The following is a 26,158-nucleotide window of genomic DNA, read 5'->3' on the forward strand; positions in this document are numbered from 1 at the left end:
GTCGACCTCGGACGAATTCGCCGTCATCCGATCGGGTTGCGTAATGAGTATCCGGTTATCCCGCGAAGGCACCTCACATTCCGCAACACTGTGACCATGACGGCGGACGGCAACGGAAGAGCATCTCGCTGGATCGCGCTCGGGGTGACGGCCCTGGTCCTCGCCTCGGCAGGGAGCTCGGTCCTGCTGCTTCGGACGCCGGAAAACGTCCCCGGTCTCGCAACGCCCGATCCCGCGATGGTGCCGGTCAACCTGGCGCTGCTGGACAGCGAGGGAACAGCAGCCGTCCTCTCTGCCGCCGAAGCGGCGGTCGAGGCGGTGTTCACCTATTCCAGCCGAGATCTGGACGCCCACAAGGACGAGGTGATCGCCGCACACGTCACGGAAAACGCGGCGAAAGAGGTCGGCCAACAACTCGACAGGACCGCCAGGAAAGCGGGCGGGGCGGACATCACGGTCACGAGCACGATCGAGGCCGCGGGGGTGTCCGAGTTGGGCGCCGACCACGCACGAGTGCTCACCTTCATCGCGCAGGACAGCACCAGAGTGGATACCGGTGCCCGCAGCACCGGCCTCGCCCGAGCACTACTGAATCTCGTCCGCGAGGACGAGACCTGGCTGGTCGACGAGTTCGATACCGACCTGGCCGTGACGGCGATCGACCTGGACGTGGAATCCCACCCCCAGGCCAAGGACCGCGACGCGCTGCTGGCCGCCGCACAGACCGCTGGGGCGACGCTGGCCAGCCTGGACGCGTCCGACCCGGAGGGCACCATGGATCGTTCCGAGGCCGTGGCCGTGGACCCGCTGCGCACGCAAATCCGGGAAGCCCGGGATGCCAATATCGACAAGCTGGTCGCCGCGGGCACGGTAGCGGTGCCTGCCGCACCGGCCGCGGTGGCAGCGGTCGAGTTCGACCGTGCTGCCGGTACCGCGACCGTGCTGCTGGCCTTGGAAATCAACGTGACGCAGCACGGTGAGCAACGTGGGCAGCGCCCGACAAGCATGCGCCTTGGCGTCACCCGCACAGAGCGAGGCTGGCTGGCAAGCTCGGTCGACCTGATCCGCCCCACTGCCTGACCCGTTCGTGCGACAAGCCGGGTTCCCAATGCCACTTTGGGGACATCCTCACGCCGGGAAGTGCAGGTACGTACGTTCCTGGGTGACCGGGTAGCCGGCTCTGGCGAAGGCGGCGGCCATCGGGGTGTTGGTCGCGTCGGTCTCCGCCAGGATCGGGGCCTCCCCCGCCTCGACCAGCCGGTGCGTGCACTCCACCAGCAGGTCGTAGCCGTACCCGTGCCCCCGCTGCTCCGGCACGACGCCGATGATCCCGACGACCGGCCCCGTGTAGTTCCGCCCCGGCACGGTGAGTCCCACCAGCTCGCCGCCGGGCGTGTGGGCGAGCAGCCACCACTCCCGCGGCGAGGGCATCCAGCGCAGGAACTCCAGGTCCGACGCGGCCGCGGCGTCGAGCCCGCCACGCCGGATGTCCGCCTGCGCGTGCGCGTCGAGCGTGCCCGCGTGTATCCGGCGCAGGACGTCGAAGATCACGTCGTCGTCGGGTTCGGGCCGGAACTCGAGCCGTCCTGGCCTCGGCTCCAGCGGGCGGTCAGGCGTCCAGGTGTAGCGCAGGCGGTCGACCAGTCTGCGCATTCCGGCCTGCTCGGCGACGGCGATCCGAGCACGAGTGGCCGCGGCGCGTTCGGTGTCGCGCTGCCATCCCGGCGGCAGCGCCAGGCAGTACTCCGCGCGGATCGATGCACCGCGCAGGAGGGCGACGGCCGCCTCAATGTCGTCGCCGAAGTCGAGGCAGTGCAGCGTTATCGGCTCGGCGTCGTCGGGCCCGGCCCACCAGGCGGCGCGGGCCACGATCCGCTCACCGCGCAACGCGATCCAGGTCCATTCGGGACGGTATTCACCCTTGGCCAAGAGCGCGTCGAAGCTCTTGCCAGGAAAGGGAAAACCGACTTGTGCGGCTTCGGGAAGAGCATGGAAGAGGTGTTGCTCGCCCGCGTTCAGCGGGCGCACGACCAGATCGGTCACGGGTGGATCCTTCCGGAAAGCTGCGCGCTCCCGGCCGGGTCGTCGGTGACGCCCTACTTGATCTGCCCGAGGCGGGAGCACGTGAACGGCTGGCACTGCACGGCTCTCACCTCCTTCGGCGATCGGCGGACGTCGTGGGCGACCCTAACCGGGCCACCCACGACGAGCCAAGCGATTTACCTGCCCTGTTTCGCGACGGCCGCCGCGGCCTGGGCGGCGGCGTCGGGGTCGAGGTACGTGCCACCCGGGTTCAGCGGCTTGAGGTCCTCGCCGAGGTCGTAGCGCAGGGGAATGCCGGTGGGGATGTTCAGCCCGGCGATTCCGTCGTCGGAGATCCCGTCGAGGTGCTTCACCAGCGCGCGCAGCGAGTTTCCGTGCGCGGCGACCAGAACGTTGCGCCCCGCCCGCAGATCCGGCACGATCGCCGACTCCCAGTACGGCAGCATCCTGGCGACCACGTCCTTCAGGCACTCGGTCAGCGGAGCCTCGTCACCGAGGTCCGCGTACCGCACGTCGGTGTCCTGACTGAACTCGCTGCCCGGTTCGATCGGCGGCGGCGGCGTGTCGAAGGAACGACGCCAGAGCATGAACTGCTCCTCGCCGAACTCCTCGAGCGTCTGCTTCTTGTTCTTGCCCTGCAGCGCCCCGTAGTGGCGCTCGTTGAGCCGCCAGTCCCGCCGCACCTCGATCCAGTGCCGGTCGGCGACGTCCAGCGCGAGGTTGGCGGTGGAGATCGCGCGCCGCAGCAGCGAGGTGTGCGCCACGTCGGGCAGCAGCCCGGACTCCGCGAGCAGCTCTCCGCCCCGGCGGGCCTCGGACTCGCCGAGCTCCGACAGCGGAACGTCGACCCAGCCGGTGAACAGGTTTTCCGCGTTCCACGTGCTCTGCCCGTGCCGCAGCAGTACGAGTGTCCCTAGTTCGGCCATGGGCCAAGCCTGCCAGAGCCGGGAGGGTCCCGAACAGCGGGTTCGCAGCGAAAGCACAGCTACTACCGGGAAGAATGAGAACCTACCCACAGTTGGTTGACTCGCGAGTAGTTAATCACTCCAACGTCCGGCATAGCGCCAACAAGATCTCGGTTACGTCACGTTAGTTGCGTTCCGTTAACGCCTAAACACAAGTTCACTCGAACGGAGTAACCAGTAGTCTTGTGATTACGGACCCGGTTCTGCCAAGTTGGCTAACGTCCCGCTCGGTTGGAAACCACGCACTCCCCAGCCGTGCGGACTACAGACGCAGCTCGTCTCCCCCCTGCCGAGCTGCGCCCGCCGGCCCCGTTGGCATCCCCCTCGTCACCGGGTCCATCGCGGCGGGAACGTCAGCGGGGCGGCTCGAGTTCGCGACTCCCCCCTCCCTCGAGCCGCTCCGCTCCCCGCACCGGGGTCATTCCGGGAGTGGCGTCGCCACGGTGGTCCTGCGTTTGCGCAACAGCCACCAGACGAGCAGCGCCACCGGCACCCCCAGCAGGACCAGGAACGGCAACATGGCCGCCAGCACGGTCAGTGCGCCGGCGCTGACGTCGAGAAACACCCGCCAGCCGGCGGCGAGACCGCCGAGGATGCCGGTGTCGGAGTCCGTCGCGACGGGACCGGGAGCCGGGCGGATGCTCACTGTGACCGTGGACATCGCGACGCTGCCCGCCAATGCCTCCTGACGTGACTTCAGCGACTCCAGTTCGGCTTCCCTGCTGGTCAGCTCCGACTCCAAGGTGGTGATCTCACTGATCGAGTTCGCCCGCTCCAGCAGTTCCCGCACCCGCGCGACGCTGGCCTGCTGCGTCTCCACCCTGGATCGCACGTCGACGACCTGCTCGGTCACGTCCTGCGTGTGCTGCTCGCGCGCCACCACCTCGCCGAGCCCGGCGAGCCGGTTGAGCGTCGCGTCCAGTTCGTCGCTGGGAACGACGACCTCCACCGTCGCCGACTGGAGGTCGCTGCGCTCCTGCCCGGTGTAACCACCGGCCGCACCGGCGATGGTCCGTGCCCGCGCGACCGCGTCGCCAAGGTCGGGAGCCTCGATCTCCAGCCGGGCGCTCCTGGCCAGCTGCCGGTCCTGCCCGCTTACCCGGCCCAGCGGCACCGTCGCTTTCGCACCCTCGTCCTTCGGCGCGGCCTTGTTCGGTGCGGCCTCCTTCGGGACCAGCCCGGCTCCGCTGTCCGCCGCCTCCGGAGCGACGGGTGCCTGCCCTGCGTACTCACTGTTCGCCTGGGCGTCCGTGGCCGAGCCCGCGTCCTGGCCGGTACAGCCCGCCACCAGGACCGCGAGCACCCCGAACGCCAACACCGCAGCCGACGCACGTGCCCATCGTGATCTCATTCGTCCGGTTCCCTCCAGTCGTGTGCGCCGGAAGGACGGACTCACGGATCAGCGGCGTTGCATTCGCCCGATCACGATGTCTTATTGAAATTCGGGTTACTCACCTCCGATGTGCGGCAAGGACCGGCCTCACCTGCAGTCGGCAGCCACGACCGCCCCTACTGCGGCAAAAGGCCTGCCACAGCGGGGGCCTCTCCGGGGCGGCGCCGTCTGCCGACTTGTGAATAACCCTCACGATTCGGTCAGCGGGGTGTGCCCGTGTTCGGGCTCGATCAGGTGCTTGAACGCCTGCAGGTTCGCCAGCGACTCCCCGCGCGAGACCCGCCAGTCCCACTCGCGCTTGATCGAACTGGCGAACCCGATCTCCAGCAGGGTGTTGAAGTCGCCGTCGGCGGCTTCCAGCACCTGCCCGAGCAGGCGGTCCAGCTCCGCCCTCGTCACCGACTCCAGTGCCAGCCTGCCGACCAGGTAGATGTCGCCGACCTGGTCGATCGTGTAGTGCACGCCGTACAACTTCGCGTTGCGCCGCAGGAGGTAGCGGTAGACCTCCTCGTGCGCCTCGTCCGGCCTGCGGCAGACGAAGGCCTCCACGACGAACGCGTGCTCTGTGGCGATCAGCCAGCAGTTGGTCTGCAGCTTCTTGATGCCGGGCAGTGTGACGAAGTAGCGCCCCTCGCCCTTGCGCTCGTACTTCAGCTCGGCCTCGTCCAGCGCCCCCCGCACCAGCTCGTCGACCCCAGCCCCCAGCTGCTCCGGCTTGCTCACTAGACCGCTACCTCCTCCTGCAACGCGCGGACCACCGAGTCGCGGAACGCGGTGGCCGCGTCGGTGTACGTGGCCACCAGCGCGTCGGTTGTGCGTTCCCAGGAGAACCTGCGCGCATGCCGGACCGCGTTGGCCGCGAGCTCCGCGCGCCTTCCTGGGCGCAGAGCGACTCCTGCCAGCGCATCCGCCCAGTCCTGCGCCCGGTGACCGGACACCAGCATGCCGGAAACGCCGTGCGACACCGCCACCGGCAGCCCGCCGACCTCGGCGGCCACCACCGGCGTCCCGCACGCCTGCGCCTCCAGCGCGACCAGGCCGAACGACTCGTTGTAACTCGGTACGGCTACCACGTCGGCCGCGCGGTACACATCGACCAGCGCCTGGCCCGGCTGCGGCGGCAGGAATCGCGTCTGTCCCGCGATGCCGAGCGAGCCGGCCAGCTCCCGCAGCTCTCTCGGCTGCTCCATCCCGCTGCCCGAAGGACCGCCGACGATCAGCACGACCAGCCGGTCCCGCAGCTCGGGCTGCCTGCGCAGCAGGTTCGCCGCCGCGTGCAACAACACGTCCGGGGCCTTGAGCGGCTGGATCCGGCCGGCGAACGCCAGCACCACGGCGTCCTGCCGGAGTCCCAGCGCCGCACGCGACAGCATCTGCGAGCCGGGCGTGAAGCGTTCCAGGTCCACGCCGGGCGCGACCGTCCGCACGGTGCTGGGGTCGGCGTCGTACAGCCCGACCAGCTCGCGCGCCTCCACCTGCGTGTTGGCGACGAGCCGGTCCGCCTCGGCCACCACCTGTTCCTCGCCGATCACCCGCGTCCTCGGCTCGGGCGTGTCACCTTCGGCCAACGCGGCGTTCTTGACCTTCGCCAGTGTGTGCGCGGTGTGCACCAGCGGCACTCCCCAGCGGTCCCGCGCCAGCCAACCCACCTGACCGGACAACCAGTAGTGCGAGTGGATGACGTCGTAGTAGCCCGGCTCGTGGAAGGCCTCGGCGCGCAGCACCCCCGAGGTGAAGGCACACAGCTGCGCGGGCAGCTCGTCGCGGCCCAGCGGCTGGTAGGGCCCCGCCGGAATGTGCCGGACCAGCACTCCGGGCGCGAGTTCCGCGACCGGCGGCTGATCCGAGGAGGTGGCTCTGGTGAAGACCTCGACGCTGATGCCCCTGCGCGCCATCTCGGTGGCCGTCTGGCTGATGTACACGTTCATCCCACCCGCGTCGCCGGTGCCCGGCTGCTCCAGTGGTGAGGTGTGCACGGACACGACGGCGACCCGGCGCGGCGTGCGCACCGGGGGGAAGGGCAGGGTCATCTACCTGGTCACTCCTCGGTCAAGGTGCCGACCGCTCTTCGGCGAACCGCAGCAGGGCAGCGTTGAACTCCTCCGCCGCCTCGATGAACGGCAGATGGCCTACACCCTGGACCCAACGCCGAGTGGCCCCTGGAATCTTCCCGGCCGCGAATTCGCCTGCGGAGGGATCCACCACCAGGTCCTCCGTGCCGTGCACGACCAGCGTCGGCACGTCCACTCCGGCCAGCACCTCCGCGCTGTCGACGGTGCGCCGGAACAGCGCACCCCGCACCGCGGGCGGCACCGACAACGACGCGCCGAGCAGGGCCTGCGCGAGGGCGCCGGGAACGGCGGCGGTGGCCATCCCCTCGTTGAGCCCGGTCAGCGCGGGCAACGCGACGGCCGGGTCCTCCGACAGCGCGTCGGGCAGCGCGCCCCGCATCGCGGAGCCGATCCGCCCACCGGCCCGTCCCTTGCCGATCTCGGTGATCGCACCGGCCAGCACGATTCCGGCCAGCCCGTCCGTACCGTGCACCCGGACGTGGTCGGTGATCACCAGACCGCCGTAGGACCAGCCGACGACGACCGCGGGCGCGCCCGCGAACTCGAGCACGGCAGCCAGATCTCCCGCCCAAGCCGCGGGGTCGTCGTAGCCGTCCGCCGGGACATCGGAGTCACCGTGCCCGCGCAGGTCCATCGCGATCAGCCGGAACCGGCGGGTCAGTTCCGGGTCGGCCAGTTGCAGCGACCACGCGCGGGCCGACTGTGCCCAGCCGTGCACGAGCACGATCGGCGGCAGGTGCGGCTCACCGGCCACCCGCAGGGCGATCCGGACGCCGTTCGCGCCGACAACTTCCGTGTGCTCGGTACCCACGGTGCTCACAGTGCCGACTTCGACTGCCAGGTGGACCAGTCGAGCAGCCAGTCCATCACGTCGGATGTGGTCGGAAAGTCGGCCTTGGCGCCGGTGACCTCCACCGGGTCGCCGATCATCGCGGAGTCGAAGTAGGCCTTGGCGTCGGCCTCGAACAGGTTGACGCAACCGTGCGAGGTGTTGCGTTTGCCGATGTTCGCCCTGTTCTCCTCGTTCTCGTGGATGTACTCGCCGTGGTTGGAGATGCGGCAGCACCACTTCTTCTTGACGTCGGTGTAGCCGTACCGCTCGTTGTCGAAGATCGAGGTCGGCTCCTTGGTCATCACGATGACCGTGCCGTTCGGAGTGTTCAGGTTGGGGTCGGCGTCCTTGCCGTTGCTGCACGGGTAGCTCGCGTGCTGGGCGCCGTCGCGGTAGACCTTCATCACGTGGTCCGGCGTGTGGATCTTGACCACCTGGTTGCGGCCGATGGTGAACTTCGTGGTCACGTCGGTCTTGCCGTACCTGCCACCGCCGTAGTGCACGCCATAGAGGTTCGCGGAGACGTTGACCTCGGTGTTCGCCGGCCAGTACTCCTTGGGCCGCCAGTCCACCTGCCGGTCGGACAGCCACGCCCACGCGCCCTCGACCTCGGGGGAGGTCTCCACCTGCAGCGCCTTCTGCGCGGCGGCGCGGTCGCTGACGGCCTCGTCGAACTTCACGCTGATCGGCATGCCGACCCCGACCACCGCGTCGTCGATCGGGTTGAGCGTCGCCCTGATCACCTTGGCCGGCTTGACGGTGTCGAAGCTGCCGGTCAACTCGACATTCTTGCCGTCACCGCCGGTCGCGGTCGCCGTGTAGGTGTAGGTCTTGCCGTAGCCGAGCGGCTCGGAGCTGGTCCAGGTGGTCTTCGCGTCGTCGAGCTCACCCTTGACCTCACCGCCGTCGCTGTTGGTCACCGCGACCGCGGTCAGGGTGCCCTTGGCGGCCCTCACCTTCACCGGCTCGGTCACCGGGACGTCCTTCGTCTTGGGGGCGGGATCGGCGGTGATGCTGGCCTCTGGTGGCGCCTCGACCGGGGGTGCCTCCGCGTCCGGCCCGTCACCGTCACCGGAGCAGGCGGTCAGCACGACCGCACCCCCTGCCGCGATCGCGGCCTTGAACATGGTTCGCCGTTCGATCACCGTCGTCCTCCCATCGCACCGCGTTCGCGCTCGATCCGGCCCCGGAACGCGGGCCGCTGTCTGCATAACCGCGGGCCCTCGCCCGACGTTACGTCGCCACTGGAGACTGGCAACATGCAGTCATGAGCAAGCGAACCGCTGTGATCACCGGGGCCAGCGCCGGAATCGGTGCCGCCACCGCAAGGGCGCTCGCCGAGGCGAACTTCCACGTCGTACTGGGTGCCCGGCGGCTCGACCGCCTCACCCCACTGGCCGACGAGCTGTCCGGGACGGCCCACGTACTGGACGTCACCGACCCCGAATCGGTTGCGTCGTTTGTGCGCTACATCTCAGAATGCGACGTTCTCGTGAACAACGCGGGCGGAGCTCGAGGGCTGGAGCGCGTCGAGGACGCCGACGAGGACAACTGGCGCTGGATGTGGGAGACCAACGTCCTCGGTACGTTGCGGATGACCAAGGCGCTGTTGCCCAAGCTCATCGACTCCGGCGACGGGCACGTGCTGACGGTGACGTCGGTCGCCGGGCACGAGGTCTACGACGGCGGCGCGGGCTACACCTCGGCGAAGCACGCGCAGTCGGCGCTGCACCGCACCCTGCGCTCGGAGCACCTCGGCCAGCCGATCCGGTTCACCGAGATCACCCCGGGCCTGGTGGAGACCGACTTCTCGCTCAACCGCTTCGACGGCGACGCCGAGCGTGCCGAAGGTGTCTACCGGGGGATCCGGGCGCTGGCCGCCGAGGACGTCGCGGAGGTCATCGCCTTCGCCGCCACCCGGCCGTCGCACGTGAACCTGGACCAGATCGTGCTCAAGCCCCGCGCCCAGTACAACGGCAGCCGCGCACACCGGGAGTAGTCACAGCGCACAGCCGATCAGCAGGGGCTCGGGGCGCAGTTCGACGCCGAACCGGACCCGCACACCGTCGCGGACCTCGCGCGCCAGCGCCAGCAGGTCCCCGGTGGTCGCCCCGCCCCTGTTGGTCAGCGCGAGCGTGTGTTTGTGCGACAGCGACACCCGGCCGCCCGCGCCTTGGTGCCCCTTGGCGAACCCGGCGCGCTCGATCAACCATGCCGCGGAGAGCTTGACCCCGTCGTCGGCCGGGTACTGCGGCACGGCGACATCAGCGCCGACGACCTCGCCGATCCGTGCCAGCACCCCGGCCACCTCGGCCTCGGCGACGATCGGGTTGGTGAAGAACGAGCCCGCGCTCCAGGTGTCGTGGTCGGCCGGGTCGAGCACCATGCCCTTGCCCGCGCGCAGCCCGAGCACGGCCGCCCTTGCCTCGGCCGCGGGCACCCGCGCGCCAACCTCGACGCCCAGCGTCCGCGCCAGCTCGGCATACCGGATCGGCTGGGAGAGTCCGTCGGCCCGCAGCCGGAACCGCACACTCAGCACGACACCGGCGTCGGTGCCCTTCAGCACACTCGTCCGGTACGCGAAACCGAGGTCGACCGCCGACATCGTGCGCACCTCGCCACCGGCTCGGTCATAGCACCGCACCGACTCCACGACGTCACCGATCTCACAGCCGTAGGCCCCGACGTTCTGGATCGGCGTCGCCCCGACCGAGCCGGGGATACCGGAGAGGCACTCGACACCGCCGATGCCCCGCTCGACCAGCGCGGCCACGAACTCGTCCCAGTTCTGCCCCGCGGCCACCTCGACCAGCAGCTCCCCGGCCTGCTCCCGCAGGACGGTCCAGCCCTCCGTGGCGATCCTGAGCACGGTGCCGTCGAACCCGGCATCGCTCACCACCAGGTTGGATCCACCGCCGAGCAGCAGCAGCCGCTCCCCCGCCCGGTCGGCCGCGCGCACGGCATCGACCAGCTCGTCGGCGGTGGTCGCGGTGGCGAACGCCTTGGCCGGCCCGCCGAGGCGCAGGGTGGTGTAGCTCGCGAGGGTCGCCTCGGTGCCCGTTTCGACAGTGCTCACGTTTCCGAACGGTACTTCAGCAGAGATGGCGACCGGACCGCACTATGCATCAGGAACGGGTCGGGCCGGAGGCCTCGCGAACGTGGCTGCGGGTCGCCCTCGAACGCGAACTGAAGCTGTATCGAGTAGTCACGACCCGTAGACACGTTCGGCGATCACCCGTTTCCCGTCAAGTACTGTCTGCGGTCATGGCAACCCGAATCGAGCACCGCGCGGAGTTCGGCGCGGACGTCGCCGAGGTGTACCTCGCGCAGTCCGACGAGGCCGCGCTGCGCGCCCGCCTCGCCGAGATCGGCGGTGCGCACGCGCGCCTCGACGAGCATTCCGCGACCGATGACGGAGTGCGGTTCAAGCTGGTTCAGGGTGTCAGCGCGGACCGGCTGCCGCAGGCCGTCCGCACCATCCACAAGGGCGACCTGATCGTGCACCGGGAGCAGGTGTGGCGGCGCGACGGCGAAGGCTGGACCGGTACCGCGAAGGCCACCGTTGAGGGCGTGCCCGGCGAGATCAACGCCCGCACCGACCTTAGGTCCACCGGCGCGGGCACGGAGCTGCGCAGCAGTGGTGAGGTGAAGGTTCGCATCCCACTCGTCGGCGGCAAGCTGGAGCGGCTGATCGGCGAGCAGGTCACGAAGCTGCTGGAACGGGAAGCGGAGTTCACCGCGAAATGGCTCGCCGGGTAACCCCCCTCGGCGTTCCGACTCGCGGCACCACCAACCCGAACCGCCTTCGCCGGGTCGACCGCTGGCTCACCGGCTCCGCCGAGGTCGCCCGCCTGCTCGGATCGGCTCCCGAACCGCTGGTCGTCGACCTCGGTTACGGCGCGTCCCCGGTCACCACGGTCGAACTCGCCCGCAGGCTGCGAATCGTTTACCCGAAGGTCCGGGTGCTCGGCCTGGAGATCGATCCGGTGCGCGTCGCCACAGCGCGGACCGTCGCCGACCCGCCGTGGCTGGACTTCGACCGTGGCGGATTCGAACTCGCGGGCACGTCCCCGATTCTGGTCCGCGCGTTCAACGTGCTGCGCCAGTACGACGAGAGTGAGGTCGCGGGTGCGTGGCAGGCGATGCTCGACCGCATCGCCCCCGGCGGCCTGCTCGTCGAGGGAACGTGCAACGAGATCGGCAGGCTCTGCTCCTGGGTGACGGTGACCCACGATGGGCCACGATCGTTGACGTTGTCCTGCAACCCATCCGCATTCGAATCACCGTCCACTGTGGCGGAACGACTGCCCAAGGCGCTGATTCACCGGAATGTGAGCGGTGAGCGCATCTACGCACTTTTGTCCACTCTGGACGCGTGCTGGGCGGCCGCGGCGCCGCTGAGTCCGTACGGTCCGCGTGCGCGCTGGGTCGAGGCCGTCCGGCTGCTGGTCGAACGCGGCTGGCCGGTGATCGGCAGGCGTAGCCGGTGGCGGCTCGGCGAGCTCACCGTGCCCTGGCACACCGTAAAGCCCGGAGCGCCCGGGCAGGCCCCGGTCGGGGACACCCCCTAGTTCTCCCGGAGATTGCCGAAACGCCGTGGCGTGTTTGCACGCCTAGCTGGAAGCATCCATTGGGCGGTGAAAGAAGGGGCCGCCGAGCGGCAACTCGGCGGCCCCCGGAGAACACGAGCACCCGCGCGTCATTTCGCTGACCACGAGCCCGCGCGGAGCATTTCCGGATGAACGGAGAGACCCATGTCCTCGACAACAACGGTACCCGCGGCGCTCGGCACCGCGACGTACACGACGTCGATCGCGGCCACGCCCGCACAGGTGCGCGCCGCGCAAGCCCTGCGGCACAGCGTGTTCGCGGACGAACTCGGTGCGACCGTGCAGGGCGGAGCCGGTCTGGACGTCGACGAGTTCGACGACCGCTGCGACCACCTGATCATCGAACACACCCCCACCAAGGAGGTCGTCGGCACGTACCGCCTGCTGCCGCCGGGACGCGGCGAACACCTCTACTCCGAGTCGGAGTTCGACCTGTCCGCGCTGGCCCCGCTGCGGGCGTCCCTGCTGGAGGCCGGGCGCTCGTGTGTGCATCCGGACCACCGCACGGGCGCGGTGATCACCCTCATGTGGTCGGCGCTGGCCCGCTACGCGCTGCTGTCCGGGCACGAGTACCTCGCGGGCTGCGCCTCCGTTCCCCTTGCCGACGGCGGAATCGTCGCGTCGGCCACCCGGCAGTTCACCGAGACCCGGCACAGTTCGCCACCGGACCTGCGGGTGCACCCGCACCGGCCGTGGGTCCCGGCGATTCCGGAGCAGCGGAAGGTGAACCAGTCCATGCTGCCCCCACTGCTGCGCGGCTATCTGCGCCTCGGCGCCTGGGTCTGCGGGCCGCCCGCGCACGACCCGGAGTTCGGCGTGGCCGACTTCTTCGTGCTGCTGCGGCTGGACCGGATGGACGACCGATACCTGCGCCACTTCCTCGGCAGCCGACGATGACTCCGTACCAGGTGAATTCACCCTGTACCCCCCAGTGCGTCACCCGCGCTCGACCTCCGGCCACGAGACTGGAGACCGTGAAGCGCTGGGTGAGGCTGGCGGGGGCGCTGGCCGCCGCCGCGCCGGCCTCGGCCCGTGGCGAGGAGCTGGGCGGGCACGCCCGGCGAGTGCTCGACGCCCTCGATGTCCGGCTGGAGGCGCCGGAGCACCGGCTGAGCGTGCCGGGCAGCACCGGCACCCTGCTGGTGGCCAACCACATCTCCTGGCTGGACATCGTCGGACTGCTGGCCGTGGAGCCGGCGGCGTTCCTCGCCAAACGGGAGGTCGCGGACTGGCCGGTGTTCGGCCCGATGGCGAGCAGGATGGGGACGCTTTTCCTGGACCGCGAAGCCCTGCGCGCCCTCCCCGACGGGGTGGCCCGCCTGGCCGCGCTGCTGCGCTCGGGCCGGTCCGTCGTGGTGTTCCCGGAAGGCACCACCTGGTGCTCGGCACCGGGCGGACAGTTCCGCAGGGCGGCGTTCCAGGCCGCGCTCGACGCGGGCGCTCCCGTCCGGCCGCTGACGATCTCCTACCGCGAGGGCGGCGTGCCGAGCACGATCGCGGCGTTCGTCGGCGACGACACGCTGGCGGCAAGCCTGCACAGGGTGGCGTCGGCGCGGGACCTCACGCTGCGGATCGACGCGCACCCGGTGCTCCTCGCGGCCGGGGACCGGCGATCGCTCGCGGTCGCGGCACAACGTGCGGCGACCGGCGAGCGCGGCGGGCTGATCAGTGCTTGACCTGCTGTACCAGCTCACCGACACGATGCAGGGCGCACTGGAGTCGCCCTGGCTGTGGCTGATCGTGTTCGCGGTGGCCGGGCTGGACGCGCTGCTGCCGTTCATGCCGAGCGAGGCGACGGTGATCACGGTGGCCGTGCTCCTCGGCCCTGATGCGGGGAAACTGGCGTTGCTCTGGCTGATCGCCATGGCTGGGGCCTTCGCGGGCGACTGCCTCGGCTACGGCATCGGCAGGGCCGCGGGGCCGCACGCGCTGCGTCGACTGCAGCGGGGCGAGCGCGGACGGGAGCGGTACACGTGGGCGCGTATGCAGGTCGACCGCCATGCGCCGACGTTGATCATCGCGGGCCGCTATCTGCCGGGAGGACGCGTGGCGTCCGGACTGGCCACGGGCAGCCTGCGGTTCCCGCTGACCCGGTTCGCCGCACTGGACCTCGTCGGGGTGAGCATCTGGGCGGCCTACAGCGTCGCCATCGGCTACCTCGGTGGCGCGGGGTTCGCCGGCGAACCCGCCAAGGGCCTGCTGCTGGCGTTCGTGATCGGGCTGCTGATCGTCGCCGGCATCGAGGTCGGCAGGCGGTTACGCTCAAGACGTGCAGCACGCCGACCTTCTGACCGCGCTGAACGACCACAACGAAGGGCTGCGGACGGCGGCGGTCGCCACCGGACCCGACGCGGAGGTTTCCACCTGCCCGGGCTGGACCGTGCGGCGGCTCGTCCGGCACGTCGCCAGGGTGCAGTCGTGGGCGCGTGCCAGTCTGGCCGACCCGAGCGGTGAACTTGCCGTCGCGGGTGAAGCGCCCAGGGATTGGGACGCCCTGCTGAGCTGGTGGGACGAACAGCGGGCGGGACTGGTCGGCGAACTCGGCGGTGACCCCGACGCGCCCGCATGGCTGCCGTTCGGCGAGTACCCGCCGACGGTCGGCTCGCTGGCGCGGCGGCAGGCGCATGAGGCGGCGATCCACCGCCTGGACGCGATCATCGCGGGCAGGGGCGGCGTCAGCATGGTGACCTTCGATCCCGAGTTCGCCGCCGACGGCGTGGACGAGTTCCTGACGATGCTCCTGCCAAGCAGGCGGACCGAGCACCAGTCCGAGGGATCGGTGCTCGTGCACGCGACCGACGTCGACCGGCTGTGGTCGCTGCGCCTCGAACCGGGCACCCGGCTGCGCTCGGCCGACCCGGAGCAGCCGTTCGAACCGGATCTGAGCATCACCGGCGTCGCCGACCAGCTCTACCGGGCACTGTGGGGACGGCCGTACCGGGCGGGCATCGTCGGTGACAGGTCGTTGCTGGAGCCGCTGCGCGCACCGTGACCCGGACCAGGGATGATGGTGAACCGTGCACGCTTCAGATCGCCGTTACGTCATCACCTTCGGCTGCCCGGACCGCACCGGGATCGTCGCCCGTGTGTCCTCGTTCCTCGCCGAGGTCGGCGGGTGGATCGTCGAGGCCGCCTATCACACGGACCCGGACACCGGCTGGTTCTTCACCCGCCAGGAAGTCCGCGCCGACTCCATTCCGTTCGACGTCGAGGAGCTGCGCGCCCGGTTCGCCGGGGTCGCGCGCTCGCTGGGCAGCGAGACCGACTGGCGTATCGACGACACCGGTGAGCGCCGACGCGCGGTGATCCTGGTGTCGAAGGAAGGGCACTGCCTCTACGACCTGCTCGGCCGGGTCGCGGCGGGGGAACTGGACGCGGACGTGTGCGCCGTGATCGGCAACCACGAGAACCTCGGCGACATCACCCGTGCGCACGGCATCCCGTTCCATCACGTGCCCTTCCCGACGGGTGACGTCGAGGGCGCCGAGGGCAAGGCCGCGGCGTTCGAGCAGGTGCGCAAGCTGGTCGACGAGCACGACCCGCACGCGGTGGTGCTGGCGCGGTTCATGCAGGTGCTGCCCCCCGAGCTGTGCGCGGCGTGGGCTGGGCGCGCGCTGAACATCCACCACAGTTTTCTGCCGTCGTTCGTCGGCGCAAGGCCGTACCACCAGGCGCACAAGCGCGGGGTGAAGCTGGTCGGCGCGACCTGCCACTACGTGACGGCGGATCTGGACGCGGGGCCGATCATCGAGCAGGACGTGATCCGCGTGGACCACGGCGACTCGGTGCGCGACATGGTGCGCAAGGGCCGCGACATCGAGAAGGTGACCCTGGCCCGCGGCCTGCGCTGGCACCTGGAGAACCGCGTCCTGGTCCACGGCAACCGCACGGTCGTCTTCTAGGGCCTGTCCGCCCCCGATTCGCACTTTCCCGGGAAAGTGCGGTAGTTGCGCACGCACGTATCGCACTTTCCCGGGAAAGTGCGAGAGGGCAAGCCCGTGACCACGGGCGGGAGTTTCCGAGCTCGCACTTTCCCGGGAAAGTGTCGCTACGACACGACCTGGGTCAGAGCCGGACGAGCATCTTGCCGGTGTTGGCGCCGTTGAGCATGTCGAGGAACGCCTGCGGCGCGTTGTGCAGACCCTCGACCACGGTCTCCGAGTACTTGATCTTGCCGTCACGGACCAGCGGAGCGACCTCGGCGACGAACTTCGGCTGCAGGTCGAAGTGGTCGGCCACGAGCATTCCGCGCATGGTGAACCGCTTGGCGATCACCTGGCTGAGGTTGCGCGGCGCCGGGGTGGGCTCGGTGGCGTTGTACTGCGAGATCATGCCGCAGACGACGATTCGCCCGTGCAGGTTCAGCGCGTCGATCGCGGCTTCCAGGTGCTCGCCGCCGACGTTGTCGAAGTACACCTCGATGCCGTCGGGGGCCGCCGCCGCGAGCTGCTCGGTGACCGGGCCGTCCTTGTAGTTGAACGCGGCGTCGTAGCCGAGCTCCTCGGTGAGGTAGCGCACCTTCTCCGCCGAACCCGCGCTGCCGATGACGCGCTTGGCGCCCTTGAGCTTCGCGAGCTGGCCGACCAGCGAGCCGACGGCACCGGCCGCGCCGGAGACGAACACGGTGTCGCCCTCCCGGAATCCCGCGACGTCGAACAGCCCGGCGTACGCGGTCAGTCCGGGCATGCCCAGCACGCTGAGGTAGGCCGACATCGGCGCGGCCTCGGTGTCGATCTGCACCGCTTGCTCGGGGTCGAGGACGGCGTGCGAGCGCCAGCCGAGCTGGTGCAGCACGACATCACCAGGACGCAGGGCGTCCACATCGGATTTCACAACCTCGCCGATCGCGCCACCCGTCATCACCTCGCCGACCTTGTACGGCTCGGCGTAGGACTTCGCGGAGCTCATCCGCCCGCGCATGTACGGGTCGACACTGAGGAACACGTTGCGTACCAGCACCTGCCCCGGCCCTGGCTTCGGAACGTCGACGTCCACAATGGAAAAGTTGTCCAGTGTGGGCTCACCGTACGGGCGGTCTGCGAGCCGGATTTCCGTTGCCTGGTCGGGTGAAGTCAAGACACCTGCTCCTGTCGTCGTTCGGGAGTGACGCACAACAGAACGCCACTCCCGTGGCCAACCCCACAAATGGGACGATGATTCCCCATTGTGTCGGCTGTTACGCCTGTTCGCGAGCGAGGTCGTCGAGCTTGGCCAGCACCCCGTTGTAGATCCGCTTGAGCCCGCCCGGTGCGAAGGTCTTCTCGAAGAAGCCGCCGATACCGCCCGCGCCGTCCCACGAGGTCTCGATCCGCACCATGCAGCCCGCGCCGAGTTCCCGGATCGTCCAGGTGGTGACCATGCTGGAGTTCCCGTCGGTCTCCACCAGCATGCCCGGCTCCGGTTCCGTCACCGTGGCGGCGATGTCGCGCACCCGCTTGGATGTGGCCTGCAACTTCCACCTCGCGACGGTGCCCGCGCCCTTACCGCCCTCGATCACGTCGAAGTCGCGAAACTCCTCGGTGAGGATTTTCGGCCGGGCGTCGCTGTAGTCGGCGACGAGTGCGCGCACCTTTTCGGGGGACGCGTCGATTGTTCGTTCCGCAGTGGCCGTGACCTTGCCCATGACTCTCCCTGTCCGTGGTCGATTCCGCCAGGACTCACGATTCCACTCGTCGCAGTTGCCGGTTCGACCGCCCCGACGCAGCGAGAAGCTGCACGTCGACGCCCGCGCCTCGGCAATCCGCGCCGCGAACTCGTCGTCCAGCGCGGACCGCTACGGCCGAATCAGATCTTCAGAAACACGCGGTCGAGAATCTCGACTGTCTCCCTCTCGTCCTACTATCCGTGTCCACATGGTTTCGAGGGGTGAGAGCCGGTGGGGTATCCACGCAAGCCGAACTTCCGCATGCGCCTGCTCGGCCGGACCCTGCGACGGCTGCGCGAGCAGAGCCGAATGACGCAGGAGGAGGTCGCCGCGCGGATGCGGTTCTCCACGGCGAAGATGAGCAGACTGGAGCAGGGCCAGCTGCCGAACTACCACGAATTCCTGGCCATGCTCGACCTCTACGGTGTGATCGTCTCGGACTACGACGAGTACATCCGCATGTTCGACCGCGCCAGAGAACGCGGCTGGTGGCACGCATACGGGCTGGACGACAAAGGCTTCGTGAGCCTGGAGGCGGAGGCCAGCGAGGTGCGGAACTACGAACTGGGCTACATCCCCGGACTACTGCAGACCGAGACATACATGCGCGGCAGCTTCGTCGGCGCACGCCTGCCCTTACCTGGGGAGAAGTTGGAGAACGAGGTCGCCGTACGACTCCGTCGTCAACATCGGCTCACCAAGGAACCCCTGCTCAGGTTGCACGCCATCATGGATGAGTCAGTGCTCTGGCGACCGATTCCAGATGCGGAGGGTTTCCGCGCCCAACTGCGCTTCCTGATCGAGCGAGCACACCTGCCCACAGTCACCCTGCAAGTCGTTCCCCGCACGGTAGCCGCTCACCCCGGCCGCGCGGGGAGCTTCGTGATCCTGCGCTTCCCGATTCCCGACGAGCCGGAGATTGGCTACGTCGAGCACGGGTTCGGCTCGTTCCAGACAGAGAAGGCCAGCGAGGTCCGCGCTGCTAGGCTCACTTTTCAACACCTGGAAGGCCTGGCGCTGGATCAGACCGAATCCCTGGCGCTGATCGAGCGCGTAGCGGCCCAGACCTGACCGAGGAGCCGCCGTGCCCGCGCACATCACCTGGCGCAGAAGCAGCTACAGCGACAGCGAAGGTCAGGGCGGAAACTGCGTCGAGGTCACGTTCGACGGACCGGCTGTCGGTATCCGGGACAGCAAGTCACCCGACTCCGGGGTGCTGCTGGTCTCGTCGGCGGTCTGGCGGGGGTTTCTGGCCGCGAAACTGCCAACTCGGGCCTCCTGAACTGGCAAGTCGGCCGTCGAAACTGCCAAGTCGGGGTCAGCCGACGGGCTTGGCCAGGTCCTCGATGATCTCGGCGCCGGGGAGGGCGGCCAGCTGGGCGCCGGTGACCAGGAGCTTGCTGCCGCGGATGCCGCTGCCGATGATCAGCTCGGGCGCCTCCGCGACGGCCTTGTCCACCAGGATCGGCCAGCCTTCGGGCAGGCCGACGGGGGTGATGCCGCCGTACTCCATGTCGGTCAGCTCGACGGCCTCGGCCATCGGCGCGAACGACGCCTTGCGTACGTCGAGCCTGCGCTTGATCACGTTGTTGACGTCGGCGCGCGTGGTGGCCAGCACCATCGCGGCGGCGTAGCGCACCTCGCCCGCGCGCTTCCCGGCGACGACCACACAGTTGGCCGATGCGGTCAGCGGGGAGGAGTAGGCGGCGCAGAACTCCGCGGTGTCCGCGAGTTCCGGGTCGATGGCCGCGACGCCGACGCTCTCGGCATCGGGAAGGGCGGCAAGCGCCTTGGCAACAGGTTCGGCCAGCAGGTCAGCGCGCTGCGCAGCCGACTCGACGTTCAGGGTTCCGGCGATGGTCCAGGTACTCACCCACCGAGCCTAACTCCCGTCCAGGGATGGATCGTCTGCAAGTACCCCCAAGCATGATCAAAAACGCCGCTAACTGCTACCAAGCTGACTGGCCTTGGTAGCGGTTAGCGGCGAAGTCGATCTTGCTTGGGGGTACTTGCAGGCGCACCAACCCACCTCCGCGCAGGAGGTGCGGGCCGCAGCTACCAGTTCTGGCCGCCGCGTTGGACTTCGATGAGCTTCGGGCGGACGTCGACTATGTAGACCAGTGAGGCGATCAGTCCGGCCAGCCAGAAGATCATTCCCGGGCCGAAGAATCCGAACAGCGCCATCGCGACGGTGGACCCACCGGTGATGGCCAGCCAGATCGGCTTGGTCTTGCGGTCGGCAGCGGCGTAGGCGTCAGCGCGCTGCGTCAAGGCGTGCGCGAACGCGAAAAGGCCGGCGAGCACACCTGCCCAGCTGATGACCGTGACGATCAGATACGCGGGATACGGCACGTCTCCAGCCTACGGCAATCCGGGGGGACGGCACGGGCCCCGGCACCTGTGCGGGTGCCGGGGCCTGGTGCAGAACGGTTTTACTTGGTGTTCTTCGAGCTGGTGCCGGTGCTCTTCTTGGCCGCACCCGAGCCGTTCGGCGAGCTGGACGTGCTGGACGTGCTGGACGTCGAGGAGCTCGAGCGACGGGCGGTGCTCGTCGTGCGCGGGGCCGTCTTGTTCGCGGCCTTGCGGCTCACGCTGCGGGTCTCCGAAGCCAGGTCGTCACCGGCCTCCTCAACCTTCTCCGCCACGTCGCCCGCGACCTCCTTGACCGTGCGCGCGGTCTTCTCGCCGGTGGAGCGGGTGCGCTTGGTGATCAGGCCCAGCACCTCATCCACCCGCTCGCGGGTGTCGGACGCCACGTCCTCCGCACGGTCCTGCGCGGTCGCCAGCGCCTCCTCCAGCTGCTCCAGCGCGCGCTTGACCTGCGGCTGCGCCACGAGCTTGTCCCAGGCCTGCTCACCGGACTCGGCCAGCTTGTTGTAGAGCTTCAGCGCGGCATCGGTGTACTCGTCGATCGCCTTGCGCAGCTCGGCCGGGTCGAGCTTCTCGCGGAGGCTCTCCACGTCCGTGGGCAGCTCCTCGATGTTCTTCCTGGCGACCTCGCTGCTCTCGGTGACCCGCTCGCGGGTCTTGTGCACGGCGTCGGCGACGGCCTGGCTGGCCAGGTTGCCCGCGCCGAGCGCGGCGAGCATCGAGGTGCGGACCTGGTCCAGTGCGGTGTTCACCTGGATGCGGACCTTGTCGGTCTTCGGGTCAGTCATGATCATCACTCCTGAGATGTCGCGGCCTCGGCAGGCCGCTCGGTGCTGGTGGTCGTACTGTTGCTCTGCGCTGCCTTGGCAGCGACGTTCTCTCGCCGGAACGACTCGTAGACGTCAAGCAGGACCTGCTTCTGCCGTTCGGTCAGTTCGACATCGGCTCGGACCGCGTCGGTCACCGGTCCGCCGGTCGGCAGGTCCAGAATTCCGGCCTGCACATAGAGGGCCTCGGCCGAAATCCGCAATCCCTTGGCGATCTGCTGCAGAATCTCCGCGCTGGGCTTGCGCACCCCGCGCTCGATCTGGCTCAGGTACGGATTCGACACACCAGCCAGTTTGGACAGTTGGCGCAGCGAAATCTTGGCATTGCTGCGTTGCTGCCGGATGTACTCGCCAATGTCCCGTCCGAGGTCGGTGACCTTGTCAATGGGGCCATGTGGATCTCCGGCTTCGCTGCCGTTCGCGCCTGGGTCCGTCACGTGTGTCACCTCCTCGCGACATCACCAACGGTACGCATGGGTGCTAGCAATTGCAAGCACGCTGCTTGCATCGATCGGGTGTGTTGTCGCTCACCAGCGCTAGGATTGGCGGATGCCCCTCGTGAGCAGGAATCGGCGACTGGTCGCCACACTCCGCGCGGATCGGGCACTACAAGATCCACAATGGATCGCGGCCTTCGCGGAGGTGCCAAGGCATGTCTTCCTCCCCCGGTATTTCATGCAGATCGGGTACCGCTGGGTGGCCGTGGAGCAGGGCGACGCGGGCTGGCTCGAACGCATCTACGCGGACACGGTGCTGGTGACCCAGCTCGACGACGATCCAGGCTCGTGGAGCCGGGCACGGCGCGCAGGCCCCGTGCACGGAACGCCCACCAGTTCCTCAAGCATGCCGGGAATCATGGCCATCATGCTCGAGGAGCTGCGGGTGCGGGACGGCGACCGCGTGCTCGAGATCGGCACCGGCACCGGGTACAACACAGCGCTGCTCTGCCACCGCCTCGGCGACACCAATGTCTCCACAGTGGACATAGATTCGACGCTGGTACCCAAGGCACGCGCGGCACTCGCGGAATGTGACTACCACCCGTCCTGCCTACTCGGCGACGGCGAACTCGGATATGCCGAGCGCGCACCCCACGACCGGGTGCTCGCAACTTGCGCGGTGTCCAGAATTCCGCCTGCCTGGCTGGAGCAGACGCGACCCGGTGGACTGATCGTCACCACGCTGAACCGGCCGATCGGCGCGGGGCTCGTCCGCATCACCGCGGGCAAGGGTGCGACGGGCACTGGACGAGTGCTCGCTCGCGACGGCCGATTCATGCCACTGCGCGCACACCGGCTGGCGCCGATCCCGGAACTGCCTGACGAGACCATGACGGAACCGGGGCGCCGGGCAACCCTTTCCGTGGCCGACGCACTCACCCCGCCCAGCCGGTTCGAGTTTTTCGCCGGGTTGGAACTCCCGGAAGTCAGCTCACTCCACGGCGACAGCCCGGAGATCACCTGGCTCGCTCACTCGGACGGTTCCTGGGCCAGGCAGGTCGACACCGGCGACGGGTTTCTCGTGTGGCAGGGCGGGCCGCAACGCCTGTGGGACCGGGTCGAGGAGGCGCACGCGCGCTGGTTGGAGCTGGGTCAACCGGAGCGGTCGGACTTCGGCATCACGATCGACGGAGAGATGCAGGAGTTCTGGCTCGGGTCCCCGGAGAGTGAGCTGCGCTGGCCGTGGTGAGGCCTCATGTAGACATCGCGCTACGCGGCGTCGAGACTGATCTCGATTCCGACAGCGCGCCCGCCATGCTTTCGAGGGCGACCAATCAGCGTGATGACCGTGAACCAACGGAACTTGTTTCCATACTTCGCAGTCATCGCACGCTTGGCGATGCGTAGTTTGGAAACGGGAAGCACCGTGGCGCGACCCGGACGCCAGGGTCCGTGAGGTTCCCCAGCGAAGTCCGACGGTGCGACCTCCACTGTCGGGTTTCGTCGAATACGCCGGATCTTCCAGGAACGACTGGGGGTATACGCATACAAATACTCGTCCGCCGGTGCCAGCCAGATGGGTGTCGATACCGGCGACCCATCCTGGCGGAACGTCCGCAATGCGAAGTACTCATCCCCGACTCGCTGTTCCACAAGCACAGTCTTCCCAACTGAACTGGCAGCCGCAAGCAGTCACGCAGGTCGAACAAGGCCTGCTTCGGCGAGCCCGTCGAGCACCCAGTCGCGGGCGACCGCGACCGTCTCGACAAGAGTGGCGTGCGTGGTGTCGAACAGCCGCACCGGTGGCCGGAGGTTCGCGGCATCGGCGCGTAGCCAGTCGTTGAACTCGAGCATCTCCTCGATTCGCTCCGCCGACCACTCCCGCCACGCGGGCCGCGCCCGCAGCCGCCGGTCCAGCGACTCGGGCTCCGCGACCAGTGCCAGATAACGGATCTCGCTGAAGAACACCCGTTCCGGCAACGGTTCGAACTCGGGCGGCACCACGGTGCCGCAGAGCACGACGGGGCGGCCGTTCTGATGGATCATGCCGGCCATCCGCAGCCAGGTGGAGCGGAACGCCGGGTGCCCGTCGACGTCCTCACGAAGTGCGCCGGTCCACAGCACGTCCTGTTCCAGCACCACGACGTGCTCGGCCAGCGCCCGCGCGAGTTCGGGCCCCACCGTGGACTTGCCCGCACCGCTGGGTCCGGTGAGCGCGAACATCGGCAGCCGCAGGAACGGCCGCCGATGCCCGCACACTCGGCAGACGAGCACCGGCTCGGGCTCGACGACAACGGGCACCTCGGCTCGGTCGCCGCAGCCGGCGCAGATTTTCAGATCGAGCATGCGCGCGGGAAAACCTCAGTCGAAGAGGTTCTCGAGGAAGCTGCGCTTACGACGCGGGTGGCCGCCGTGACCGCCATAGCCACCGCCGTAGGGGCGCGGGGAGTCGCCGTAGCCCCCGTGTCCGCCCCGGTACGGCTTCGGCGAGTCCTTGTACCCGCCGTGCCCACCGCGATAAGGCTTGGGCGAATCCTTGTAGCCGCCGCCGTAGGGGCGGGGCGAGTCGGGCTTGCCGTAGTGGCCTCCCCGCGGGGGCGCCCCCTGGTACCCGGGCGGCGGCATGGGCGCACCACCCGCATACGGCGGCGGAGCGGCCTGCGCGTAGTAGGCGTTCTCGGCACCGACGATCTGTTCCAGCTCACCACGATCGAGGAAGATGCCGCGGCACCCCTCGCACTGCTCGATGTGGATGCCGCTCTTGTCGACGGTCTTCAGCACGTTCTGGCATTTCGGGCAGATCACGTATCTCAGCCTACGCATGTTTGAGCGCCCGGCGAGACCCATATCACCCGAATCGCCCTCAGCAGGCGCAAAGGCAGAAAGGATGGCCCACCGGGTCGGCGTAGACCTTGAACGTCGGAGGATTCAGGTCCAGCTCGCGGGCGCCGAGGCGCACGGCTCGCTCGTGTCCGGCGTCGAGATCCTGGACGGTCAGATCGAGATGGAACTGCTGCGGCCGTACGGCCGACGGCCACTCGGGAGCCTGGTAGTCAGCGACCCGCTGGAACTCGATCGAAGGGCCGCCCGCCGGATTGGCCAGGGTCATCCAGTCGTCGTCCCCCTCGGCCGCGGGCCATTCGAGCAACTCGGCGTAGAACACGGCGAGCGCGGCGGGGTCAGGACAGTCGAGAACCACGGAACCGAACGTGGGAACCGCCGTCTTCGTCGGTGCGGTCATGTCTCAATTCTCCTGTCGTAGATAACCAGTAAAAGAATTATGTTGGTTAGCGCATGAGTGCGCAACCCTCGTTGACCTAGAGTGGAGATGTGGCGGCAGAGCCTGCGGACATCACCCTCGTCCTCGACTTCCTGAACACCCTTGATGTCGAGGACGATGTCGATGCGCTGCGCGAATCCGGGACGTGGCGGCAGTGGGCGCAGGATCGCGGGCTGCGTGCGGGAGCACTGGCGACCGGGGTGCAGACACGGGACGCGCTACGGGCAGCGGTGGGTGATCCGGTCGCGCGGCAGGCGCGAATCAAGGCCCCGGTCCAGATCGAACTGACCGGAGCGGGCCCCGTACTGGCCGCTGCCGACGCGGTCGGAGCGGTGCTGGCCGCCGCCGCCCGCCTCAAAGTGCTCGGCGAGTGGGAGCGGATGAAGATCTGCCCCGCCGACGACTGCCGGTGGGCGTTCTTCGACCACTCACGCAACCGCTCCCGCACCTGGTGCTCGATGCAGGTGTGCGGCAACAGGGAGAAGGCCCGCGCCTGGCGCGAGCGCACGGCCGCCGAGCACTCAGGTCAGGCTTAAGCACGCTGGCACGTCCACCGCGATCACCGATACGGCACTCGTATAGTCCCGAGGTGGCCATCCAGGAGTCGACACTCGCGTTCGTGCCACAAGCGGTCCGCACGAAGCTGATCGAGCACCGCGAGTTCCTGAAGTTCGCGGTCGTCGGCGCCGCGGCATTCGTCGTGGACAACGGCGTCTGGTTCCTGCTCAAGCTCTCGGTACTCACGGACCGCCCCACGACGGCGAAGGGAATCGCCATCCTGGTGGCCACCGCCGTGTCCTACGTCCTCAACCGGGAGTGGTCCTTCAATGCCCGGGCCGGGCGCCAGCGGCGGCACGACGCCCCGCTCTTCTTCCTGGTCAGCGCCGCCGCGCTGGTCGTCAACCTGGTGCCGCTCATGGTCTCGAGGTACGTACTGCACCTGGAGACCCCGAACGTTTCGTGGGTGGCCCAGGAGACCGCCGACTTCGTCAGCGGGTCCGTCATCGGGGTCGCACTGGCAATGTCGTTGCGGTTCTGGTGTTTCCGGAGGTGGGTCTTTCCGGAGGAGTTGGGGATGCGGCGCCGGAATGCATGACAGGCGGACCTCAGGACACCGCGATCGAATAGGCGATCACGAAACCCACCGCGTACACCCCTGCGCCGATCCACAGGCTCGACCACGGCGAGCGGTCGGCGCGAATGGCACGTCGACCGAACACCAGCGTGAGCACGATCGCCGTCATCCAGCCTGCCCACGGCACCCAGATCCCGAGCTGCTCCCCGGCTGTCGAGCAGACGAACCCGGCATCACTGGTGCCACAGACAGCGCGCCCCATGGAGACCGTGAACGCGGCCACCGCATTGATCACCACGCCGAGCATGGACAGCCCGACCAGCGCGGCGGTGAAGCCGAGCCAGCGGCGCATCGACGGTGGGAGTCGGCGGAAGTCGGATGGCGTTGTCATCGCCGGTCACGCTACGGCTCGCCGGAGCACCACACGAGCGGGGAACTACTCAACGGGGGTTGGTAGCGGTTGAGGGACTTCTCGATCTTGCTTGGACGTACTTGCAGACGCACCAACACGGGGACCAGCCACGGACGGGATCCCCGGAATGGGGACAAACACAGGAGTGCCTGTGGATAACCCCGTGGATAACTCGAACGTGTGTGGATAACTCTG

The 26,158-nt window shown here is 68.7% G+C and carries 32 protein-coding genes and 1 pseudogene; 14 read left to right on the top strand and 19 right to left on the bottom strand.

Annotation, left to right across the window (positions count from 1 at the left end; genetic code table 11):
- The first annotated feature begins 96 nt into the window (after positions 1-96).
- Positions 97-1,080 carry a hypothetical protein gene (locus BM199_RS07020; RefSeq protein WP_091671286.1) on the top strand — a complete coding sequence of 328 codons (984 nt, stop codon included), beginning with the start codon at positions 97-99 and terminating at the stop codon, positions 1,078-1,080.
- 48 nt (positions 1,081-1,128) lie between these two features.
- Here the strand turns inward: BM199_RS07020 and BM199_RS07025 are convergent, their stop codons facing one another.
- The 7 genes from BM199_RS07025 to BM199_RS07055 form a co-directional block, all read right to left on the bottom strand.
- On the bottom strand, positions 1,129-2,043 hold the full coding sequence (locus BM199_RS07025) for a GNAT family N-acetyltransferase (RefSeq protein ID WP_091671288.1): 915 nt from the start codon (positions 2,041-2,043) through the stop codon (positions 1,129-1,131).
- A 176-nt stretch (positions 2,044-2,219) separates the two neighbouring features.
- The gene (locus tag BM199_RS07030; protein WP_091671289.1) at positions 2,220-2,969 is read right to left on the bottom strand and encodes a phosphoglyceromutase; all 750 of its coding nucleotides are present in this window, start codon (positions 2,967-2,969) and stop codon (positions 2,220-2,222) included.
- A 457-nt stretch (positions 2,970-3,426) separates the two neighbouring features.
- Complete coding sequence (locus BM199_RS07035) at positions 3,427-4,359, bottom strand: DUF4349 domain-containing protein (protein WP_091671291.1); 933 nt, start codon at positions 4,357-4,359, stop codon at positions 3,427-3,429.
- 231 nt (positions 4,360-4,590) lie between these two features.
- The gene (locus BM199_RS07040; RefSeq protein WP_091671292.1) at positions 4,591-5,124 is read right to left on the bottom strand and encodes a type III secretion system chaperone family protein; all 534 of its coding nucleotides are present in this window, start codon (positions 5,122-5,124) and stop codon (positions 4,591-4,593) included.
- Positions 5,124-6,431, bottom strand: a complete 1,308-nt coding sequence (gene mshA, locus BM199_RS07045; protein ID WP_091671294.1) for a D-inositol-3-phosphate glycosyltransferase — start codon at positions 6,429-6,431, stop codon at positions 5,124-5,126. The genes BM199_RS07040 and mshA overlap by 1 nt, the downstream gene beginning before the upstream one ends.
- Positions 6,432-6,450: 19 nt before the next feature.
- Positions 6,451-7,284 (bottom strand): alpha/beta fold hydrolase, encoded by an 834-nt coding sequence (locus tag BM199_RS07050; protein ID WP_091671606.1) that lies wholly within the window; start codon positions 7,282-7,284, stop codon positions 6,451-6,453.
- Between the two features lie 5 nt (positions 7,285-7,289).
- Positions 7,290-8,450, bottom strand: a complete 1,161-nt coding sequence (locus BM199_RS07055; protein WP_091671295.1) for a L,D-transpeptidase — start codon at positions 8,448-8,450, stop codon at positions 7,290-7,292.
- Positions 8,451-8,572: 122 nt separating this feature from the next.
- Between BM199_RS07055 and BM199_RS07060 the strand changes: the two genes are divergently transcribed.
- Positions 8,573-9,304: an SDR family oxidoreductase gene (locus BM199_RS07060; RefSeq protein WP_091671297.1), complete on the top strand. Its 732-nt coding sequence runs from the start codon at positions 8,573-8,575 to the stop codon at positions 9,302-9,304.
- Here BM199_RS07060 and BM199_RS07065 read toward each other — a convergent pair whose 3' ends face one another.
- Positions 9,305-10,381, bottom strand: a complete 1,077-nt coding sequence (locus BM199_RS07065) for a UDP-N-acetylmuramate dehydrogenase (RefSeq protein WP_091671298.1) — start codon at positions 10,379-10,381, stop codon at positions 9,305-9,307. It abuts the gene before it with no gap.
- Between the two features lie 188 nt (positions 10,382-10,569).
- Here BM199_RS07065 and BM199_RS07070 point away from each other — a divergent pair, with 188 nt between their 5' ends.
- From BM199_RS07070 to purU, 7 genes and pseudogenes are all read left to right on the top strand, one after another.
- Positions 10,570-11,064 (top strand): DUF2505 domain-containing protein, encoded by a 495-nt coding sequence (locus BM199_RS07070; RefSeq protein ID WP_091671300.1) that lies wholly within the window; start codon positions 10,570-10,572, stop codon positions 11,062-11,064.
- Positions 11,049-11,876, top strand: a complete 828-nt coding sequence (locus tag BM199_RS07075) for an acyl carrier protein (RefSeq protein WP_091671301.1) — start codon at positions 11,049-11,051, stop codon at positions 11,874-11,876. Before BM199_RS07070 ends, BM199_RS07075 begins: the two co-directional genes overlap by 16 nt.
- Positions 11,877-12,059: 183 nt before the next feature.
- On the top strand, positions 12,060-12,812 hold the full coding sequence (locus tag BM199_RS07080; protein ID WP_091671303.1) for a GNAT family N-acetyltransferase: 753 nt from the start codon (positions 12,060-12,062) through the stop codon (positions 12,810-12,812).
- Positions 12,813-12,889: 77 nt separating this feature from the next.
- Positions 12,890-13,591 (top strand): lysophospholipid acyltransferase family protein, encoded by a 702-nt coding sequence (locus BM199_RS07085; protein WP_245788205.1) that lies wholly within the window; start codon positions 12,890-12,892, stop codon positions 13,589-13,591.
- Positions 13,584-14,369 (top strand): DedA family protein, encoded by a 786-nt coding sequence (locus BM199_RS07090; protein ID WP_245788206.1) that lies wholly within the window; start codon positions 13,584-13,586, stop codon positions 14,367-14,369. The genes BM199_RS07085 and BM199_RS07090 overlap by 8 nt, the downstream gene beginning before the upstream one ends.
- Positions 14,287-14,907, top strand: a pseudogene (locus tag BM199_RS07095) (maleylpyruvate isomerase family mycothiol-dependent enzyme); the annotation flags it as partial. The gene BM199_RS07090 and the pseudogene BM199_RS07095, both read left to right, overlap by 83 nt.
- A 25-nt stretch (positions 14,908-14,932) precedes the next feature.
- Positions 14,933-15,817, top strand: a complete 885-nt coding sequence (gene purU, locus BM199_RS07100; protein ID WP_091671306.1) for a formyltetrahydrofolate deformylase — start codon at positions 14,933-14,935, stop codon at positions 15,815-15,817.
- Between the two features lie 163 nt (positions 15,818-15,980).
- On the opposite strand, the gene BM199_RS07105 is transcribed toward purU, so the two are convergent.
- On the bottom strand, positions 15,981-16,991 hold the full coding sequence (locus tag BM199_RS07105) for an NADP-dependent oxidoreductase (RefSeq protein WP_091671308.1): 1,011 nt from the start codon (positions 16,989-16,991) through the stop codon (positions 15,981-15,983).
- 100 nt (positions 16,992-17,091) lie between these two features.
- Positions 17,092-17,538, bottom strand: coding sequence for an SRPBCC family protein (locus tag BM199_RS07110; protein WP_091671310.1), 447 nt, complete (start codon positions 17,536-17,538; stop codon positions 17,092-17,094).
- 252 nt (positions 17,539-17,790) lie between these two features.
- Here BM199_RS07110 and BM199_RS07115 point away from each other — a divergent pair, with 252 nt between their 5' ends.
- Both BM199_RS07115 and BM199_RS07120 read left to right on the top strand, forming a co-directional pair.
- Positions 17,791-18,630, top strand: a complete 840-nt coding sequence (locus BM199_RS07115; RefSeq protein ID WP_245788207.1) for a helix-turn-helix domain-containing protein — start codon at positions 17,791-17,793, stop codon at positions 18,628-18,630.
- A gap of 13 nt (positions 18,631-18,643) precedes the next feature.
- Positions 18,644-18,841 carry a DUF397 domain-containing protein gene (locus BM199_RS07120; RefSeq protein ID WP_091671311.1) on the top strand — a complete coding sequence of 66 codons (198 nt, stop codon included), beginning with the start codon at positions 18,644-18,646 and terminating at the stop codon, positions 18,839-18,841.
- A 36-nt stretch (positions 18,842-18,877) separates the two neighbouring features.
- Here the strand turns inward: BM199_RS07120 and BM199_RS07125 are convergent, their stop codons facing one another.
- The 4 genes from BM199_RS07125 to BM199_RS07140 form a co-directional block, all read right to left on the bottom strand.
- Positions 18,878-19,432, bottom strand: coding sequence for a YbaK/EbsC family protein (locus BM199_RS07125; RefSeq protein WP_091671313.1), 555 nt, complete (start codon positions 19,430-19,432; stop codon positions 18,878-18,880).
- Between the two features lie 182 nt (positions 19,433-19,614).
- Entirely contained in the window at positions 19,615-19,911 is a 297-nt protein-coding gene (locus BM199_RS07130; protein WP_091671314.1) for a DUF2516 family protein, read from the bottom strand.
- A gap of 80 nt (positions 19,912-19,991) precedes the next feature.
- Positions 19,992-20,717, bottom strand: a complete 726-nt coding sequence (locus tag BM199_RS07135) for a hypothetical protein (RefSeq protein WP_091671611.1) — start codon at positions 20,715-20,717, stop codon at positions 19,992-19,994.
- A 5-nt stretch (positions 20,718-20,722) separates the two neighbouring features.
- Positions 20,723-21,142: a helix-turn-helix domain-containing protein gene (locus BM199_RS07140; protein ID WP_177242516.1), complete on the bottom strand. Its 420-nt coding sequence runs from the start codon at positions 21,140-21,142 to the stop codon at positions 20,723-20,725.
- Between the two features lie 163 nt (positions 21,143-21,305).
- Here BM199_RS07140 and tgmC point away from each other — a divergent pair, with 163 nt between their 5' ends.
- Positions 21,306-22,445, top strand: a complete 1,140-nt coding sequence (tgmC, locus tag BM199_RS07145; RefSeq protein WP_091671317.1) for an ATP-grasp peptide maturase system methyltransferase — start codon at positions 21,306-21,308, stop codon at positions 22,443-22,445.
- Between the two features lie 20 nt (positions 22,446-22,465).
- On the opposite strand, the gene BM199_RS35160 is transcribed toward tgmC, so the two are convergent.
- Genes BM199_RS35160 through BM199_RS07165 form a run of 4 tightly spaced genes read right to left on the bottom strand, consistent with a single transcriptional unit; the run spans position 22,466 to position 24,437 of the window.
- On the bottom strand, positions 22,466-22,855 hold the full coding sequence (locus BM199_RS35160) for a PPOX class F420-dependent oxidoreductase (RefSeq protein WP_425425503.1): 390 nt from the start codon (positions 22,853-22,855) through the stop codon (positions 22,466-22,468).
- A 33-nt stretch (positions 22,856-22,888) separates the two neighbouring features.
- The gene (locus BM199_RS07155; protein ID WP_091671321.1) at positions 22,889-23,542 is read right to left on the bottom strand and encodes an AAA family ATPase; all 654 of its coding nucleotides are present in this window, start codon (positions 23,540-23,542) and stop codon (positions 22,889-22,891) included.
- Between the two features lie 15 nt (positions 23,543-23,557).
- Positions 23,558-24,019: a TFIIB-type zinc ribbon-containing protein gene (locus BM199_RS07160; protein WP_091671322.1), complete on the bottom strand. Its 462-nt coding sequence runs from the start codon at positions 24,017-24,019 to the stop codon at positions 23,558-23,560.
- A 40-nt stretch (positions 24,020-24,059) separates the two neighbouring features.
- On the bottom strand, positions 24,060-24,437 hold the full coding sequence (locus BM199_RS07165; RefSeq protein WP_091671324.1) for a VOC family protein: 378 nt from the start codon (positions 24,435-24,437) through the stop codon (positions 24,060-24,062).
- An 89-nt stretch (positions 24,438-24,526) separates the two neighbouring features.
- Here BM199_RS07165 and BM199_RS07170 point away from each other — a divergent pair, with 89 nt between their 5' ends.
- A complete protein-coding gene (locus BM199_RS07170; RefSeq protein WP_091671326.1) occupies positions 24,527-25,012 on the top strand; it encodes a CGNR zinc finger domain-containing protein in 486 nt (161 codons plus the stop codon).
- Between the two features lie 53 nt (positions 25,013-25,065).
- Positions 25,066-25,572, top strand: a complete 507-nt coding sequence (locus BM199_RS07175; protein ID WP_091671327.1) for a GtrA family protein — start codon at positions 25,066-25,068, stop codon at positions 25,570-25,572.
- Positions 25,573-25,582: 10 nt separating this feature from the next.
- On the opposite strand, the gene BM199_RS07180 is transcribed toward BM199_RS07175, so the two are convergent.
- A complete protein-coding gene (locus tag BM199_RS07180) occupies positions 25,583-25,942 on the bottom strand; it encodes a hypothetical protein (protein ID WP_143101781.1) in 360 nt (119 codons plus the stop codon).
- Between the last annotated feature and the right edge of the window lie 216 nt (positions 25,943-26,158).

This window comes from Amycolatopsis marina (assembly GCF_900111885.1).
GTDB classification, from domain to species: domain Bacteria; phylum Actinomycetota; class Actinomycetes; order Mycobacteriales; family Pseudonocardiaceae; genus Amycolatopsis; species Amycolatopsis marina.